General features: G+C 66.8%; 11 protein-coding genes and 2 pseudogenes. 6 read left to right on the top strand and 7 right to left on the bottom strand.

The features are described 5' to 3' along the window. Window positions 1-324: 324 nt before the first annotated feature. Entirely contained in the window at window positions 325-1797 is a 1473-nt protein-coding gene (locus ACWDVW_RS14045) for an NF041680 family putative transposase (protein ID WP_449948132.1), read from the top strand. Window positions 1798-1805: 8 nt separating this feature from the next. On the opposite strand, the gene ACWDVW_RS14050 is transcribed toward ACWDVW_RS14045, so the two are convergent. Continuing rightward, window positions 1806-2633, bottom strand: a complete 828-nt coding sequence (locus tag ACWDVW_RS14050) for an SAM-dependent methyltransferase (protein WP_449948135.1) — start codon at window positions 2631-2633, stop codon at window positions 1806-1808. Window positions 2634-2931: 298 nt separating this feature from the next. On the opposite strand from ACWDVW_RS14050, the gene ACWDVW_RS14055 reads away from it, so the two are divergent. The 3 genes from ACWDVW_RS14055 to ACWDVW_RS14065 all read left to right on the top strand — a co-directional run bounded on the left by ACWDVW_RS14055 (window position 2932) and on the right by ACWDVW_RS14065 (window position 5529). After that, complete coding sequence (locus ACWDVW_RS14055) at window positions 2932-3609, top strand: hypothetical protein (protein ID WP_449948137.1); 678 nt, start codon at window positions 2932-2934, stop codon at window positions 3607-3609. Window positions 3610-3725: 116 nt separating this feature from the next. After that, window positions 3726-4394 carry a DUF981 family protein gene (locus ACWDVW_RS14060; protein WP_449948140.1) on the top strand — a complete coding sequence of 223 codons (669 nt, stop codon included), beginning with the start codon at window positions 3726-3728 and terminating at the stop codon, window positions 4392-4394. A gap of 157 nt (window positions 4395-4551) precedes the next feature. Then, on the top strand, window positions 4552-5529 hold the full coding sequence (locus ACWDVW_RS14065; protein ID WP_449948142.1) for a DUF6545 domain-containing protein: 978 nt from the start codon (window positions 4552-4554) through the stop codon (window positions 5527-5529). On the opposite strand, the gene ACWDVW_RS14070 is transcribed toward ACWDVW_RS14065, so the two are convergent. The 6 genes and pseudogenes from ACWDVW_RS14070 to ACWDVW_RS14095 form a co-directional block, all read right to left on the bottom strand. Continuing rightward, window positions 5518-7965 (bottom strand): EAL domain-containing protein, encoded by a 2448-nt coding sequence (locus ACWDVW_RS14070; RefSeq protein ID WP_449948145.1) that lies wholly within the window; start codon window positions 7963-7965, stop codon window positions 5518-5520. The two genes, ACWDVW_RS14065 and ACWDVW_RS14070, sit on opposite strands and share 12 nt — an antisense overlap. A gap of 467 nt (window positions 7966-8432) precedes the next feature. Then, window positions 8433-9002 (bottom strand): annotated as a pseudogene (locus tag ACWDVW_RS14075) (AAA family ATPase); the annotation flags it as partial. Further along, window positions 8999-10240: a methyltransferase, FxLD system gene (gene fxlM / locus ACWDVW_RS14080; RefSeq protein ID WP_449948147.1), complete on the bottom strand. Its 1242-nt coding sequence runs from the start codon at window positions 10238-10240 to the stop codon at window positions 8999-9001. The pseudogene ACWDVW_RS14075 and the gene fxlM, both read right to left, overlap by 4 nt. Beyond that, window positions 10203-10505: a hypothetical protein gene (locus ACWDVW_RS14085; protein WP_449948374.1), complete on the bottom strand. Its 303-nt coding sequence runs from the start codon at window positions 10503-10505 to the stop codon at window positions 10203-10205. The genes fxlM and ACWDVW_RS14085 overlap by 38 nt, the downstream gene beginning before the upstream one ends. A 364-nt stretch (window positions 10506-10869) precedes the next feature. Beyond that, window positions 10870-11037, bottom strand: a pseudogene (locus ACWDVW_RS14090) (ISAs1 family transposase); the annotation flags it as partial. A 311-nt stretch (window positions 11038-11348) separates the two neighbouring features. Further along, window positions 11349-12365, bottom strand: coding sequence for an NADP-dependent oxidoreductase (locus tag ACWDVW_RS14095; RefSeq protein ID WP_449948149.1), 1017 nt, complete (start codon window positions 12363-12365; stop codon window positions 11349-11351). A 71-nt stretch (window positions 12366-12436) separates the two neighbouring features. On the opposite strand from ACWDVW_RS14095, the gene ACWDVW_RS14100 reads away from it, so the two are divergent. Together ACWDVW_RS14100 and ACWDVW_RS14105 are read left to right on the top strand one after the other, a co-directional pair. After that, the gene (locus ACWDVW_RS14100; protein WP_449948152.1) at window positions 12437-13366 is read left to right on the top strand and encodes a cupin domain-containing protein; all 930 of its coding nucleotides are present in this window, start codon (window positions 12437-12439) and stop codon (window positions 13364-13366) included. Between the two features lie 767 nt (window positions 13367-14133). After that, window positions 14134-15270 carry an aldo/keto reductase gene (locus tag ACWDVW_RS14105; protein ID WP_449948154.1) on the top strand — a complete coding sequence of 379 codons (1137 nt, stop codon included), beginning with the start codon at window positions 14134-14136 and terminating at the stop codon, window positions 15268-15270. Window positions 15271-15273 lie beyond the last annotated feature (3 nt).

Consider the following 15273-nt stretch of genomic DNA (forward strand, 5'->3'; position numbering starts at 1 on the left):
AGGAACAGGGCCAGCGCCTCCAGTTCGTCGCCCGTCTCGCGCACCGCAATGCGCCGCAGCTCCGGGTGTCGGGGTGCAGCTCCGAGTGCAGGGCTAGGTACGGCTGCAAGCGCACACCGGCACCGAGTTCGTTCTACGTTCGGCGCCCCGCTGCCTGGCCAGCCTGAACTGCCGCGAGTGGAAACCCCGCCCCACTCCCACGTCGCGCTAACTTGATCTTTAACCTGTTGGGCGGTGGCATCGACCCCGGCTGATCGTGGGGACAGCCCTTGATCGATCATTCCTCTTGTCTAGGGAAGAAGATCGCAAACCAAGGGCTGTCTGGTGATCAGTGTGCACGATGCCGGGACGACCGGCGAGGTCGGGCGGCTGGCCGCGTTCCGGCGCGAGTTCCACGCCTGTCTGACCGCTCGACGGGACGCGTTGTTCGAGCTGGCTGACGCGCTGTTGTGCGGGGATGCGCCGGTGCGGTCGCTGGTGGAGTTGTCGCTGGTAGGTGAGCACCGCCGCGGTCACGGCTCGCTGTATGCGGCGTTGAACCGCGGCCGGATCGACATCGAGCGGCTGCGGACCGTGGTCGCGGCGGTGCCGCTGCCACGGGCCGCGGACGGGCGGATCGTCCTGGCGGTGGATGTGACCTGCTGGCTGCGGCCGGAAGCTCACACCTGCCCGCAGCGGGTGCTGTGCCACACCTACGGGCGCGGCAAGGACACCCACGTCGGGGTTCCGGGCTGGCCGTACTCGTTCGTCACCGCCCTGGAGACCGGGCGCACCTCGTGGACCGCGCCGTTGGACGCCCGCAGGCTGGCGCCCGGCGACGACGCCGCCACGGTCACCGCCGGCCAGCTGCGCGACGTGGTGCAGCGGCTGATCGCTGCCGGGCAGTGGCAGCCCGGTGATCCGGACGTGTGGATCGTCGCGGACGCCGGTTACGACGGGCCCCGGCTGGCGTTCCTCCTCGCTGATCTACCAGTGCAGGTGTTGGTGCGGATGCGTTCCGACCGGGTGCTGCGCCGACCCGCGCCACCCCGGCTGCCCGGCACCACCGGCCGCCCGCGACGCCATGGCGGCGAGTTCATCTTCGGCGACTCTGCCAGTTGGGGCGACCCGGACGTCGCCACGACGACCGACACCCGTCTCTACGGCACCGCGACCACGCGGGCCTGGCGCCGGCTGCACCCCCGGCTGACCCACCGCACCGCCTGGACCGCCCAGCACGGCCCGCTGCCGATCATCGAGGGCACCGTGATCCTGCTGACCGTCGACCGGCTGCCCTCCGGCGCCACCGCGAAACCGGTCTGGCTCTGGTGGTCCCAACCCGCCGCCACCACCGCCGAGGTCGACCTGCTCTGGCAGGCATTCCTGCGCCGCTTCGACATCGAGCACACCTTCCGCATGCTCAAACAGACCCTCGGCTGGACCAGCCCGAAACTACGCGACCCGAACGCCGCCGACCGCTGGACCTGGCTCGTGTTGACCGCCTACACCCAGCTACGCCTCGCCCGAGGCGCCGTCGGCGACGTCCGCCGGCCCTGGGAACGCCCAGCGCCCCCCGAACGGCTCTCACCCGCCCGCGTCCGCCGCGCATTTCGGCACCTACGCACCAAAGCCGGCTGCCCCGCCGCCGCGCCGAAACCGAGCCGACCAGGCCCCGGACGACCGCCCGGACACCCCAACCGCCACCGAGCAGCCCGCCACGACGTCCACATCGTCACAGCGGCCACCAGCAATAAGCCGAACAGCAACACCAAGAAAACGAAGACCTCGAATAACCCGAGACCACGCCGCACAGGTTAAAGATCAAGTTAGGGGCGGAGACCCACTGCGCCTCGCATTGGTGAGCGGCCGGGCGTGGTGGCGTAGGGGTCTGGCTCGCCCAGCTCTGGCCGCCAGGTGTCAGCCGGTACCAGCCCTGGCTCGATGAGACTGAAGTCGCCGAAGAGGGCGGTCAGCTCGGCATCGGTGCGCAGCACGATGTCGGTGGCTGCCTTGGTGCGGTACACGTCTGTCACCTTCGAGACGGTGGATTCATCGTGCTGGTCAGTGACCGAAGTGCTCGGGTGACAGATGACCATCGCGCTGCCCGACACGAGTTGCTCCCGTATCGGCGCGACGACGTCGTTGATCCGGTCGTTGGGCACTACTTGGAGTACGGAGCAGTACAGCACCGCGGTGGGTTGGTCGAGGTCGATGACTGTGGCGAGATCGCCATCGGTGAGAGCGTCGAGGATGCATCGGGGCTGGGTGAAGTCGGCCTCGATCGCGCGGCAGGTGGGATTGCCTGCCAGGAGTTGGTTGGAGGCGACGACCGCGACGGGGTCGATGTCAACGTAGAGTACGCGGATGGCCGGATCGATGAGCTGAGCGATTTCGTGCACGTTTCCCTGCGTGGGAATGCCGGAGCCTAGGTCTAGGAATTGCTTGATTCCGGCGTCAGTCAATGTTTTTACCGCGCGGCCTAGAAAGAGGCGGTTCGATCGTGCTGTCTCCGCCGCTTCGGGAAATGCGAGGAGGAGCTGTCGGGCGGCCTCGCGATCGGATTCGAAGTTCTGTGTGCCGCCGAGAAGGAAGTCGTACATGCGTGAGTAGGTGGCGCGGCCAGTGTCAAGGCTATGTGGACCTGTTTGGTTCATATGGTCTGTCCCTTGCTGGTGCGGTCTCCTTTGTGGAGCCGAGCCTAGCTGATTGTGCGGCGGCTTCGTGACCTTCAGGTGTCCGTAGCGCTTGCATCACAGAGTCTCAGCAGTTCACGGTAGCTGCTGCTGGGGTAAGGAGGGTGGGTGGGATCGAGCTAGGTCTAGTCGTATCGGTAGGTCGCATCGACGCTGCCGTGGTGGGGTGGGCTCGGTTCACCCACGGTCCGTTACGGGGGAGCAGGGTTGTGGGTGATCCTCCGTAGTCTCCCGTGCGCCCCCGGAATTGGTTTCTCTCATGACTGTGCTGATCGTCCGAAGTGGTAGCCGGAAGAGGTCCACCATCTCCGCCATCGGGCTCGTTCAAGGTCTATTCCTGGGTGCCCGCCGCCGCAGCGGATTTGTACTAGCCGCAGTGGTGGCGGGGGCGACGATGTTGACGGGTTGCTCACCCACCGACAAGCCGCAACCTTCCTCACCGGTGGCGTCGTCGGAGGCCTCCGGCGACGATCGTTCTGCCGGCGCTCGCTACCGTACGGTGGACGACCTCTGCGCCCACGTGGACCTCGCACCCCTGATTGCGGCACTGGGAGCAGCCGGTGCCTATCAAGGTCAGGCGTATGACGTCGCGGGCATTACCGAGGCAATGTGCTCGACCACCTTGGGAGAAATGCCGGAGGGTGCTTTCGTCCAGGTGAATGCCACCACCGGGGCCCCTGGCTCAGGTCAGGACATTTTCGACAGTCTGCGTCTGGTGCATCAGACGGACGGCGTCCTGGATGAGATCGTCGGCCTCGGCAGCGATGCCTACACCTACGAGAGCAGCCAGACCGGCAGGTTCGTCGTGACCCACGATGGCAACCTGTACCTCACCGTCGCCGTCATCCCGGCTCTCGACGATGTGGAGTTACCCGCAGACCTCGTCGACCGCATGACTGAGGTGGTCCGGTCAATCATGTCGCGACTGCGGGAGTAGAGATCCATTCCCGGCACCCGTCTGATCGGTGCAGTTCGGGCGTTCTGCTGCCTGGCTGGGCGCCATGCGGTCTGGAATCTCTTGCCATGTGTACGCATCTGACTGAGTTGAGGGCGATGATGATCCTGTACAACACGAGTATGGGTGTGGCGGCTGGACTGGCGATGCTCACCGTCGTTCGCTTCTGGACGCAGGTTCGTGCGTCAGAGACGCCTGACCGGTCTCAAGAAGTCGCCGACTACGCGCCCACCTTCCTGGTGCTCGGCGTCATCCTCACTGGGCTTGGTGGAGCAATGGCCACCACCCACCCTTTGACGGCCAACCCGCCAGTCAACCTCGTCTTCGGGGAGCCCTGCCTCTGGCTGGGGGTACTGCTCATCGGGGCGGGGCTCCACGTTCATCGGCGTCGACACCTGTCAACCGGGGCGTTCAGGGCCGTCTCGCCGATCGTCTTTGCGGTGGGGCTCATCCTGGTCTCATGCGCGGCAGCGATCTTGCGGTTCACGCTGATCGGCGCAGCGCCGGCTGCTGAGCCGATCACCGGGCTGCTGAACGACTACCCTCTCGTCGAGAACTCGTTCTTCGTCACTCTCTACGCGTTATCGGCCGCTGGTTCGCTTGCGTTTCCTTGGCTTGTCTCGGCGAGAGCTGACGCCGCATGGAAGGTCGTCCGGTGGAGTTGGTCAATCGCCGGGCTGGGATTCCTCCTGTTCAGTGTGTTGAACTTCTATACGCACGTCGGGCTGATGGTTAACCTGGACCGCCCCGCTGATTTCAGGTTCTAACGGGCCGGGGCGAGGGCGGCGGCTTTCCCTCGGTGGAACCGCCTATCTGCATCCTCCTAGGATGCCTACGGGGTGTGGCGGAGGGTATCGCTAAAGGTTCCTCATGGTTACACTCTGACGCTCGATCCGGATATCGGCTCCAGCGTCGGGAGGGTGCATGCTTCTGGCTCGGGCACGTCTGTCGCGTCGGCTGAGGCGGGCGAACATCCCCTCCCCAGCGGCGCCTTACCGCGCGGATGCTTGGTGCGAAGCGATCGGGCGCGAGCGAGGACGCGACCTGCGAGTCCAGGAACTGCGACTTGGCGTAGACCTTCCGCCGGGACTTCTGATCCGGCGACGTCAGGAGGACATCATCGTCGTCGACGACACGCTTCCCGAGCTCACCCGCACGCAGACCATTCTTCACGAAGTCGCACATCTCGTTCTGGATCACGACGGCGACGTGCTACATGACGACATCGATCCGGCCGTTGAGGCTGAGGCTGAGGCGGCAGCCGACGTGCTGAGCCGGTGGTTGACGTCAGCTGGAAGGGCCGCACCTGCCGCACTCCAGCGAGATGCCGCGGTAAAGCCGCCGGCGTGGCTCGGGCCGGCTTGGCTAGCCGATCGTCGCGCCGACTGGCACCTGTTGCAACTGTGGACGACCCTGCGAGACGGCATTCCCGATGCCGCAATCGTCAGTACCAGCACTGCTGTCCCCGCCCCAACGGAGATCAGCACTGGACGGCAACGCCATCGAACGGTCATCGAGGTGCTGGAGGTGTTGAGGCTCCTCCAGCCGTGGTGTAGTCCACGCGTGCATGACAGTGCCAGTCAGCGTGCTCGCCGCCACGGACTCGGCCCGGAGGCAGTGACGGCTGTGGCCGATGCCGCCACCATCGCCGTCGCGTTGCGTCACCGCCGTACCTCGCAGCCCCCCATGGCTGGCGGCGCGCCTGCGCTGGACACACGGCACGACGTGTCGTCTGAAGCCCGACGCCTCGCTCGCATGGCCTGTGCCTTGCACGACTCACCACTAGTCATGGCCGAAATCGCCCGGTGGATCCCGACGCTGGCCGCCGCCGACGCCGAGGTAAGTACGCACAGCGCCCAACACGAGCCGAAGAGAGGTGGCCTCCCGGGTTCAGTTTCCTGAGGATGCTGCTCGGCGGGCCCGGTGAAGTTGCACAACCTTCGCTCCACCACTCAACGCCGTGGGCTGCCAGAGGGCAGCGTGATCACGGACCTGGGTGGGGAACATCTCGCCCCCCAGAAGCGGACCGCTGCCTAGAGCACACCCGAGACCAGCGAGCTCGCGCCGTTCCTTCTCCGTGCGAATACCGGGCGCGACGACTGTCAGATCCAGATCTGTAGCGAGATCCACCGCCGCGCGCACCACCGACCCCGCTGGCTGCCATCCCGGATCCAGTGCGTAGGCGGGATCCACCCGCAGCATGCTCCACTCAGCTGCTGCCAGCGTCTCCAGCCCCACGTGCCCGCTGCCGAAATCGTTCAGGAGCAGCCGTACCCCGAACTGCCTGATCCACTCCGTGGCCTCACAGGCTGCCGCATCCGGCGGCGCTCCGAGCGCCAGCACCAACGATCGCCCTGGAACACGGTGCCTGCCAAGTAGGTCGCGAACGGCCTCTACGAAAGGCTGACTGAGTGCGGCGGAGGGAATAGGCACCACCAGGGCCACATCCGGCAGGACCTCACGCCATACCGCCGCTGCGGCAAGCGACTCCGCCACCAACCGCCGAGCCAGAGTATCGAGGCTACCGTCGGTACCATCGATGAGCTGGTAAGCATACTCGTCCGATGTGAGCACCTCGTTGTGTGAGTAGAGCCAGCGTGGTACGGCCTGCATCATCACGATCCTGCCGCTGACCAGTTCCACGATCGGCACGAAGGCCATCGAGAGCCGAGAGCTGTTCAGCTCGCGGGCGAGTGACCATTCCCGCACCGGGCCCACCTGATAGGACACCAGGCGATCCTCGCCCTGCTGACTGGCCCGCCACAGGACGCGCTCAGCTGCGTCGAGGAGATCCGAGCTTGGGTGGCCAGACGTCATCCCCGCGCTCACCCGCACGATGAGCCGGCGGCCGTCGATCCCTATCTCACGGCGCAACGCCGCGACTGCCCAGCATGATCGTTGATAGGCGACACCGACGGACACGTGTGGCATCACCATCGCGAGCGTGACGTCGCCGACACGAGCGAGCGTGGTCCCCTCAGGTGACGCCAGCCGCAGGCGTTCGACGAGGACTTCCAGCAGGCGCAGGGCACGGTCCCTGCCCACGGAGTCGGCCAGGAACACGTAGTTGTCCAGCCGGATGAGCACGGCGTGAGCGGAGTGGCCGGACTCGTCGAACTCCTGACGAAGGTGAGCCAGTAGCCCGGCACGGTTGAATAGTCCTGTTTCGACGTCGTGGCGGGCGTCGACCTCGTGGCGGCGTGCCTCCCGAGCGAGCAGTGTGTAGGCGTGCGCCAGATCGAGGCTGGACGACAACGTTGCAGCGAAGCTCCTCAGGGTGACCTCCTCTCGCGCCGACAACGACCTACCTGACCCGTCGAGATGGAGCGCCAGGACTCCCCGGATCCCGTCGGAGTCGCTGCTGACGCCGAACGGCAGGGCGTGCCGCGCCCCATGCATCTCGGGCGCGTCATCGGCGGGTCCGTCGTACACCAGGTGGGCAATGCCGCCGCGCTGGCTTGCGCGAACCAGACGTCCCCGCGGCGACACCTCGATGTCCACCGCCTGGACGCCAAACAGCCCCACCGCGCCACCGGCGCCGGTCTGCAGTACCTGACCGAGATCACGCGAGCTCATCGCATCGCTGAGCGCAGCCAACCGGCCCCACGTCTGGCGCTCCTCGGAGACTCTCAGGCGGTAGGCCAACAAGAGATGCACCACGAGCATCACCACGGGCAGCCCCACAAGCACCCGTGCATCCAGACTTGTGGCCATCGTGATCACACCTGCGATTACGACCTCAGCCGTAGCGACGGATAAGCGTGTCAGCCACAGCCCTCGCAGCGCGACACCGAAGGGCCGCCTGGTCGAGAGCGTGACCGCGACCGCGGTCACCAGGTCCCCGAACCCCACCACCGCAACGGCTGCGATCACAAAGGCAGCCAAGCCGTTCGTGATGGGCGAATCCGACACAGACTGTCCGAGGATCGGCCGGACGTTGAGGGCGATCATCACTCCGGCAGCCAGCGCCGCCGCGATGACGTCCATAGCGGTGTTGTGCACGAGCTTGTGCATCCAAGCTGAGCTCGGCCGGCGGGACACCAACCTGGCCACGCTCACGCCCACCGCCGTACACACGATCACCCACGGCGCGGGCACGGCCGAGGCGCAGACAAGGATCGCCATGGCCGTGAATGTCACGCGCATGGACGTCCTGGGCAGGCGCAGCGAGAAGGCCGTACCTACAGCGATGAGTGCGGCACACAGCCACAGGTATATCTGCTGGTCAGGTGGTGGTGATCCAAGATTCGGGATCGCCCAAGCGAGGCAGGCCCCCGCTACCGTGACGCCTGCCGTCGTGAAAAGGATCATCGGCACGTTGTCACGCCGCAGCGACATGGACTAGACCCCCGTGGTTGTAGGTCCACTCTCGCTTGAGGAGTGTCACAGTATCAGCTTTCGGCTGCGGTCAGTCCCACTCGACGCCTCTGCGCATAGCTCCTCCTCCTCGATATTGGCAGGAGGTGAAACGTATCGACGGGTGTGGAGTCTGGCAATGCTGCATGTCAGATTAGTCAGCAATTGTGTGCATCGACTAATCGGCTGATGGTTGCATTTCTCGGGAGTGCGGCAGGGAAGCAAGTGTTCATTCCCTCCTGTGGTTATGTCAATATCGGCATTCTCGTAAGTGCTCGACTCTTCTGCCCGGGTGTCTATGGCACCCGGTCTTCGGTCGGCGACTGGAGGTGTCCGCCGTCAAGGCGAGTTGTTGCGGTCCAGCGTGCGTCCGCACGATGTTTCACCAAGCCCGCTGCGGTGACGGTAGCGGTCCGGTCGGATTCGCGGGCGCAGTGCTGGCAACGCCGTGGGCACGGCGTGTGCGGTGTCACGGCGGTGAGGCCGCTGGCGTGCAGGATGGTGGTGACTGTTTGTTCGAAGGTGCTGGTTTCGCCGATGACGGTTTCGCCGGGGACGCCGAGCAGGTCGCAGTGGGTGTACCAGCGGCGCATCTCGTCGGGGGTTACGGGGATGGGCTCGGCCCGGTTGAGGTGGCGGTGGAGGGTTTCGTTGAATGAGACGTCCAGGTAGAACACGGCGACCGGTCCGGGATGACTGTCGATGAGGTGGTGTAGGACGGTGGCGTAGCGTTCGGTGTGCAGGATGCCTTCGAGAATGACGTGATAGCCGAGATCGAGGGCGCTGCGGGCGGTCGCGGTGATGAAGGTCGGGGCGACCGGCTGGATGTGGGCGCTGTCGTGTTCCCGGAGCAGGGTTCGGCGCAGGTAGTCCTGTTCGAGAAGGGCGCAGCCGCGCCCGTAGCGGCGTCTCGCTTCCCGGGCTGCCGTCGTCTTTCCGCTTGCCGAGTTGCCGCTCACGATCACGAGCGTCGGGAACTGTGGGGAGAACCGTTCAATACGCGACGGATCGGGGGTCATCGCGGCTCCCCCGAGGCGGGCCAGTTGACGGCGATCGTGGCGTGCCGCCGGGTTACGAGTAGCTGAGGTCCGTCAGGTTTGGGCGGGTGTGTGCCGTTGGGGTGCACGGTGATTGTCGGGCCGGGGCTATGCCGGTGGTTGTTTTCCCAGATCGTGATGAGGTCGAGCATGTCGGCGGTGAGGGTGTCGGCATCGGGTCCGAAGCCGTGGACGCCGAACTGCCAGGTGGTGTCGTCGCGCTTGCGCATCGCGAGGTAGGCGAAGCTGTTGGCGGTCAGCAGTGTCGGGCAGACGAACCGGTCTTGGGGGTCGACCAGGCCGGCGGCGCGCTCGCGGTCTACGGCGAGAGCGCCGAAGGGTCGGGGCTGGCTCGCCAGCCACAGGTGCAGCGACTCGAAAGAAGAGCCTTCCTGCATGGTGATGGTGACCGGCGACCATGCTTCCCGCCGCGGCGAGTGCAGGGCTGCGGCGAGTGCGGCCGGGTTCACCTCGGTGGTGGTGTCGTCCAGAGCCACGACGATGTCGTCGCCGCGCAAGACCAGACGGCGGGTGGGGTGGCGTCCGTCGCCCTGCATCGGTACGAACCCGCACTGCAGTGCCGCGGTGGCGAGAAGGTGATCCTCGTGGCGCCGCAGAGTGAGGCACCGGGTCATGCCGCGTATCCGCAGCGGCACGATGAGAACACCGGCGGGGGCGAGCTGGTCGATCCAGGCCGGTGGCAGGTCCGGTGTCTCCACGGTGACGATGATGGCGGTATACGGGGCGCGGGGCTGGTGTCCGTACTCGCCGTCGCCGTGTACCACCGTCACCTGCCGGTAGCCGGCACGGTCCAAGCCGGTACGGGCACGGTCGGTGACGTCGGCGTCGATGTCGACGGTGACGACCGTGCCGTCGGGGCCGACGATGTCGGCGATCAGTGCGGCGTTGTAGCCGCCGGAGCCGACTTCAAGGACCCGGGCGTCGGGCCGCAGCCTGGCTTGCTCCAGCATGTACGCCTGTAGCCAGGGCGCGGAGATCGAACTCGTCGCGCGTCCGTCCGGGCCGCGTCTGGTGATGACGACGTCGTCGGCGTACGCGGCGTCGATGCTGACGCCGTCGGTCGCGAACAGATGTCGCGGCACCCGGCGAAACGCCGTCCCCACCGCCGGCGAGGTGATCCACCGGTCAGCGAGGAGTCGGTCGGCGAGCCGGGCGCGGGCCTCATCGGCAGAGACGGTGTCGAGCGTGGAACCAGTCATGGGTTGACCTCCGTGAGCGGGCGTCGGTGGGGACGTGGATGCGCGGCGACAATATCGGGCGCATGTGACAAAACGTCCCAGCCGGGACTGCCCGCCAGGGCAGCGCGGTGAGCTGCGCGTGTAGGTGGGGTTGGTTGCCTTTGGCGGTCAGGATCCAGTGCGCCCCGCGTTCGGCGAGGTAGGTGACGTGCTCGCGTTGGCAGTGCAGGGCGTCGACGGTAATCACGGCGTCGCGCAGGTCGCTGATCTGGTCGAGCAGCGGCACGAACCGGGGTGATCTCGTTGGTCTTGCCATCGGCGTCGATGCCGGCCAAGACCACACCGGTAGCCTGGTCGCAGGCGGTCATCACGTGCCGGGTGGCCGTGTCGGTGGTGCGGGAGCCGCGCAGGGTCTTCCCGTCGACGGCGATCGCCCGGCCGGCCGTTGCCGTGGTGGCGGTGGCCCGGCGAGCCAGACACTGACCGCCGCGGTCAGCAATTGCAGGTCCATGGCCTGCAACAGTCGGCGGATCATCGCCTCCGGTGGGGCGCCGATCCGCAGCCATGCCCGGGGCGAGAGCCGTCTCGGCCGGAACATCGGCGACCCACTTGGCGATCGCGGCGTACGAGCGGTAGCCAGCGACCACGGCACACACCGCTGCGGTGACCACGACTGTCAACCGGTGCCGGACACCTCGCCCGGCTCGTGGCTCGGGTAGGTCGACGGGCGCCGCCGGCGGCCCACCAGCGGTTTCCGGCACGGTCAGAGCCGGTGCGTGGGACAGAGGCGAAATCAGCGATGATGGCAGCGCGGGCATGACTCACTTCGGGCGATCACCATGGCGTAGAGAACCTTGATGATCTTCCGAACGAGTCATGCCCGTCTTGCTGCGAGCAACAACGGCGCTTCTACTCCAAGCCCTGCAAGTTAGACACCGTCACGACTTTGTCGGGCCCTGCCCCGCACTCCGAGCCGCACGGCATCGCTCTCGGACCCGATGGCGCCCTGTGGACGCCTTGGGAACGGCACCTGGCCCGCATTGGCACCGCAGATCGTTGAGGGCGGTCGGGTGCCGATCTCGTTCGCCGTGATCTCGCCGACGTTCGCCGTGAGCAGACTGGGCGATGATTACGGGAGCAGGATGAGTTTGCCGCCGGGCCGCCCGGAGCAGCTGAGTTCGGCGGCCTCCTGGATGGCATCGAGGGGGAAGGTGCGGGCGATCGTGACGGTCAGGACACCGCTGCCGGCCAGCCGGGCGATCTCGTTCAGTAGGTCGAAGCGCATGTCGATATACGTGATCCGGGTACCGAGTTCAGCCGCAACGGCGAAGTCCGAGATGGTCAGGACCCGGTCGGGGTTGCCGGTCAGGTCGATCAGGGTCGGCAGCGAACTACCGGACGGGCTGGTCTGGCCGGGGCGGTCGGCCCGGCCAGCGATCGGGGTGGTGTCCAGAGCCCGGTCGATGCGGCCGGCGGCCAGGGTGGCGACCCGCTCGCTCATGCCTTCGCCATAGCCGGTCACGGTAGCGCCGGCCTGCCGTAAGGTGGCGGCCTTGGCCGATCCGGAGGTGGCAATCACCCGGACGCCGCGGTGCAGAGCGAGGCGCACCGCCGCCTCGCCGACAGTGGAGCCCGCACCGTGCACCAGCAGCAGCTCACCCGGCTGGACGCCGAGGTCGTCGAGGGCGTGCCACGCCGTGTCGGCGGCCATCGGCAGCGCGGCGGCCTGCTCGTCGGCGACACCGTCGGGAAGGCGTGCCCATGTGGTCATCAGCGCGTACTCGGCGGCGCCGGCCGTCGGGCCGTCGTAGGGCGCCGGTCCGAACACCCGGTCGCCGACCTCGATGTCGGTGACGCCCTGGCCGACCGCGTCGACGACACCGGAGACCTCGAGTCCGAGGCCGCGCGGCGGTGGCGGCAGTTGGTCGGCGAAGAGGCCGGCGACGATCGCCCAGTCGGCGGGATTCAAACCGCACGCCCGCACCGCGATCCGGATCTGGCCGGTGCCCGGTGCGGGTGTGGTGACGTCGCGGAGCACGAGGACGTCGGGGGATCCGAAGCGGTCGAACTGCAGAGCCCGCATCCGGTGACGACGATCGTGCCGGGGCTCGGTGGCGTCCGGGGCCCGCACTGCCTTGTTGATCATGTTGAAACCGTACGGAACGCAGAATGACCCAGTCGATGCTCTTCTGCGTCAGATGATTAACCTTGCGCATCATGGATGTGGTGAGTGATGTGCTGAGAGTGGCCAGGGTTCGAGGCACGCTCGGCGCGTGCGTCGAGGCCGGCGGGCGGTGGGCTGTCGCCGGCGAGGACAGCTCGGCTGCGGGTCTGCACGCCATCACCGCGGGCGAGGCATGGCTGACGAGGGCGGGGCGTTCGCCGCTGCGGCTGGGCGCCGGTGATGTCGTTTTACTCGCGGCGGGAGTCTCCTATGTGCTGGGTGACGCCCCCGGTTCGCCGGTGACAGCCTGTGATCCGGTCGAGCTGGCCCGGGTCCGGCGGACTGGCGAGGCGGTCCGGCTCGGCACCAGTGCCCCGGACACCAGGATCATCACCATCACCTACGAATCGGACTGCGACCGCACCTTAAAGACCCAACTCCTTTGCGCCTTGCCCGAGCTGATGCACGTCCAGGGCAGCACCGGTGCCGGCGACCTCGACGACACCGTCCGGATGCTCGGCCGCGAACTCGCCCATCCGCAGATTGCCACCACGACGGTGCTCGCCTCGCTTATCGACATCGCCCTGATCCAGGTGCTGCGCGCCTGGTTGCCCACTCGTGCCGGCGAACGCCGAGGCACTTGGCTCGGCATGATGGGCGACCCGGTGGTCCACCGCGCATTGCAGCACCTCCATGCCGACCCTGCCCGCCAATGGACCACCGAGAGCCTCGCTGCCGCGGTCGCCGCCTCACGGTCGACCCTCACCCGCCGCTTTTCCGCGGCTCTCGGCCTGGCACCCGCCGCCTACCTCACCCAATGGCGGCTGGACGTCGCCGCCAGCCGCCTGAGGACCACCGACCAGCCCGTCGAGTCCATCGCGGCAGCCGTCGGCTACAACTCCGCGCCGGCGTTCAGCCGTGCCTTTGCCCGGTCACATGGTGCCCCGCCCGGGCGTTACCGGACGATGTGCCGCCCGAGCTGAGCAGGGACTCACCACCGAGCTGACGAGGTTCATCGGCTCCGTCAGCGCCGAGGAGCGCTACCCGTAAGGGCGTCCACGGCGCTGCTGACCGACAGGCTCCACGCCGACTGCCCGAGCAGGCGTTGTAGGAAGCCGCAGCCGCCCGCGCTGCAGCCGCCCGCGCCGACCGCGATGTCGCCGCATACCGCGCCGAACTCTGCAGCCATCCGCGTGCTCGGCGCGCTCCGCGCGACACAAGGCCGACGCGGCCGAGATCAAGGCCAGGCTGGGCTCTGATTGGCGGAATCGTCCGGTGTCCTGTCATCCGTCGGCAGTCGCACAGCTAGAACACAAACACCAAACTGATCAAACGACAGATGTGCGGACGAGCGGGCTCCGCTTTCCTACGACACCGAATCCTGCTTAGCTGACCAGCACCCTCAGTCACCACGAATGTGAGACAGAGCCGTTGGCGAGACAGGCCCACGCCGTAGGAGAGCCATGCGGCCGATTCCCGGTGCTCCATTGGCTCGGAAGTAGTACAGGACCAGCACAGAACTTGTACGTCTTGGCGTTCCCCGCCGCACCCCTCGGAGGCAGAATCACATCACTGGGGATCGGACGAGAGTCGTCCGCTGTACCGCAGGGACGCTGCTCGGTTGCGGCAGTGTTAAGTGCCGGACTCTGCCAGCAGGCTCGACGGCAGAGGTCGTTGCTAATGAACGGTGATGCCGTCCACTGCTACGATTCTGGCCCTCGAACTGCGGCCCGCTTCCTTCGGAGGCTGTATGGACCTCACGGCACTGCCGCAGCGGATACTTGGTAACACTGGTATGGCCGTGCCTGCCCTTGGCCTCGGCTGCTGGGCGATCGGTGGTCCCGACCATAACCTTGGTCTTCCCATGGGCTGGTCCACTGGCACCGACGCCGCCTCCGCAGAGGGGCTTCGGCGGGCATACGCGCTGGGGGCGCGACTGTTCGACACCGCAGATGTCTACGGTCATGGTCATTCCGAACGCCTTCTCGGTGGTCTGGTGTCAGAGGTGGGTCGAGATGACCTGGTGCTCGTTTCCAAGGTCGGCTACTTTGCGGGCACCGCAGCGCACGGTTATGAGCCACGACATATGCGTCGCCAGTTGGCGCAGAGTCTTGACAACCTCGGTACCGACTACCTGGACATCTACTTCCTGCACCACAACAGCTTCGGGCCGGATGATCAGTATTTGGAAGCTGCGGCGGCGATGATGCGTGAGCTTCGCGCTGAGGGGCTGATCCGAGCGGTGGGGATGCGTGGTCCTCATCGCTATGCTCTCGACCGGTTCACCACTGCACCCGACCAGCGCGATGACAAGATCGCACGGTTTCACCGCCTCTTCGGTGTGATACGTCCCGACATCCTCGCCGTACGCGACAACCTGCTGACCCCCTCTGATCGCTCGGCGGGTCTCTTCGCCTTCGCCGAAGCTCATCAGGTGGGTGTACTGATCAACAAGCCGCTCGGACAGGGCCTGCTCACCGGCACTCACCCGCGTAGCGGGCAGCGCACGTTCGGCGATGGTGACCATCGCACCCGCAAACGCTGGTTCACCGACCCGAACGCCACCGCGGCGATCAACGAGGGCCTCGACGAACTACGCACGCTACTCGTCCGCGACCCGACTCGCCCCTGGACCGACAGCCCGGTCGGACCGCGCGACTTCATCCGAGTCGCGCTCTGGTCGTGCCTCTCACGGTCACAGCAGGCGGCGGTCCTGGTCGGTTTCACCCATCCCGACCAGGTGCTAAGAAACCTGACCTGTCTCGGCCCCCAACCACCCGACGAGGACATCCTCACCGCCGCCCGCACGGTGATGGGGCGGGTCCAACAACGCCTCGACAGCACCGGACAGGTGTTCCTCGACGAACCCGCCGACGGAGGGCGGTAGGCC

It is taken from the genome of Micromonospora sp. NPDC003241, from assembly GCF_053589795.1.

Coding starts and splice junctions, on each gene's coding strand:
- ACWDVW_RS14050 (WP_449948135.1), bottom strand. CDS start 2,633: ATGAACCAAACAGGTCCACATAGCCTTGACACTGGCCGCGCCACCTAC.
- ACWDVW_RS14055 (WP_449948137.1), top strand. CDS start 2,932: ATGACTGTGCTGATCGTCCGAAGTGGTAGCCGGAAGAGGTCCACCATC.
- ACWDVW_RS14060 (WP_449948140.1), top strand. CDS start 3,726: ATGATGATCCTGTACAACACGAGTATGGGTGTGGCGGCTGGACTGGCG.
- ACWDVW_RS14065 (WP_449948142.1), top strand. CDS start 4,552: ATGCTTCTGGCTCGGGCACGTCTGTCGCGTCGGCTGAGGCGGGCGAAC.
- ACWDVW_RS14070 (WP_449948145.1), bottom strand. CDS start 7,965: ATGTCGCTGCGGCGTGACAACGTGCCGATGATCCTTTTCACGACGGCA.
- fxlM (WP_449948147.1), bottom strand. CDS start 10,240: ATGACTGGTTCCACGCTCGACACCGTCTCTGCCGATGAGGCCCGCGCC.
- ACWDVW_RS14095 (WP_449948149.1), bottom strand. CDS start 12,365: ATGATCAACAAGGCAGTGCGGGCCCCGGACGCCACCGAGCCCCGGCAC.
- ACWDVW_RS14100 (WP_449948152.1), top strand. CDS start 12,437: ATGGATGTGGTGAGTGATGTGCTGAGAGTGGCCAGGGTTCGAGGCACG.
- ACWDVW_RS14105 (WP_449948154.1), top strand. CDS start 14,134: ATGGACCTCACGGCACTGCCGCAGCGGATACTTGGTAACACTGGTATG.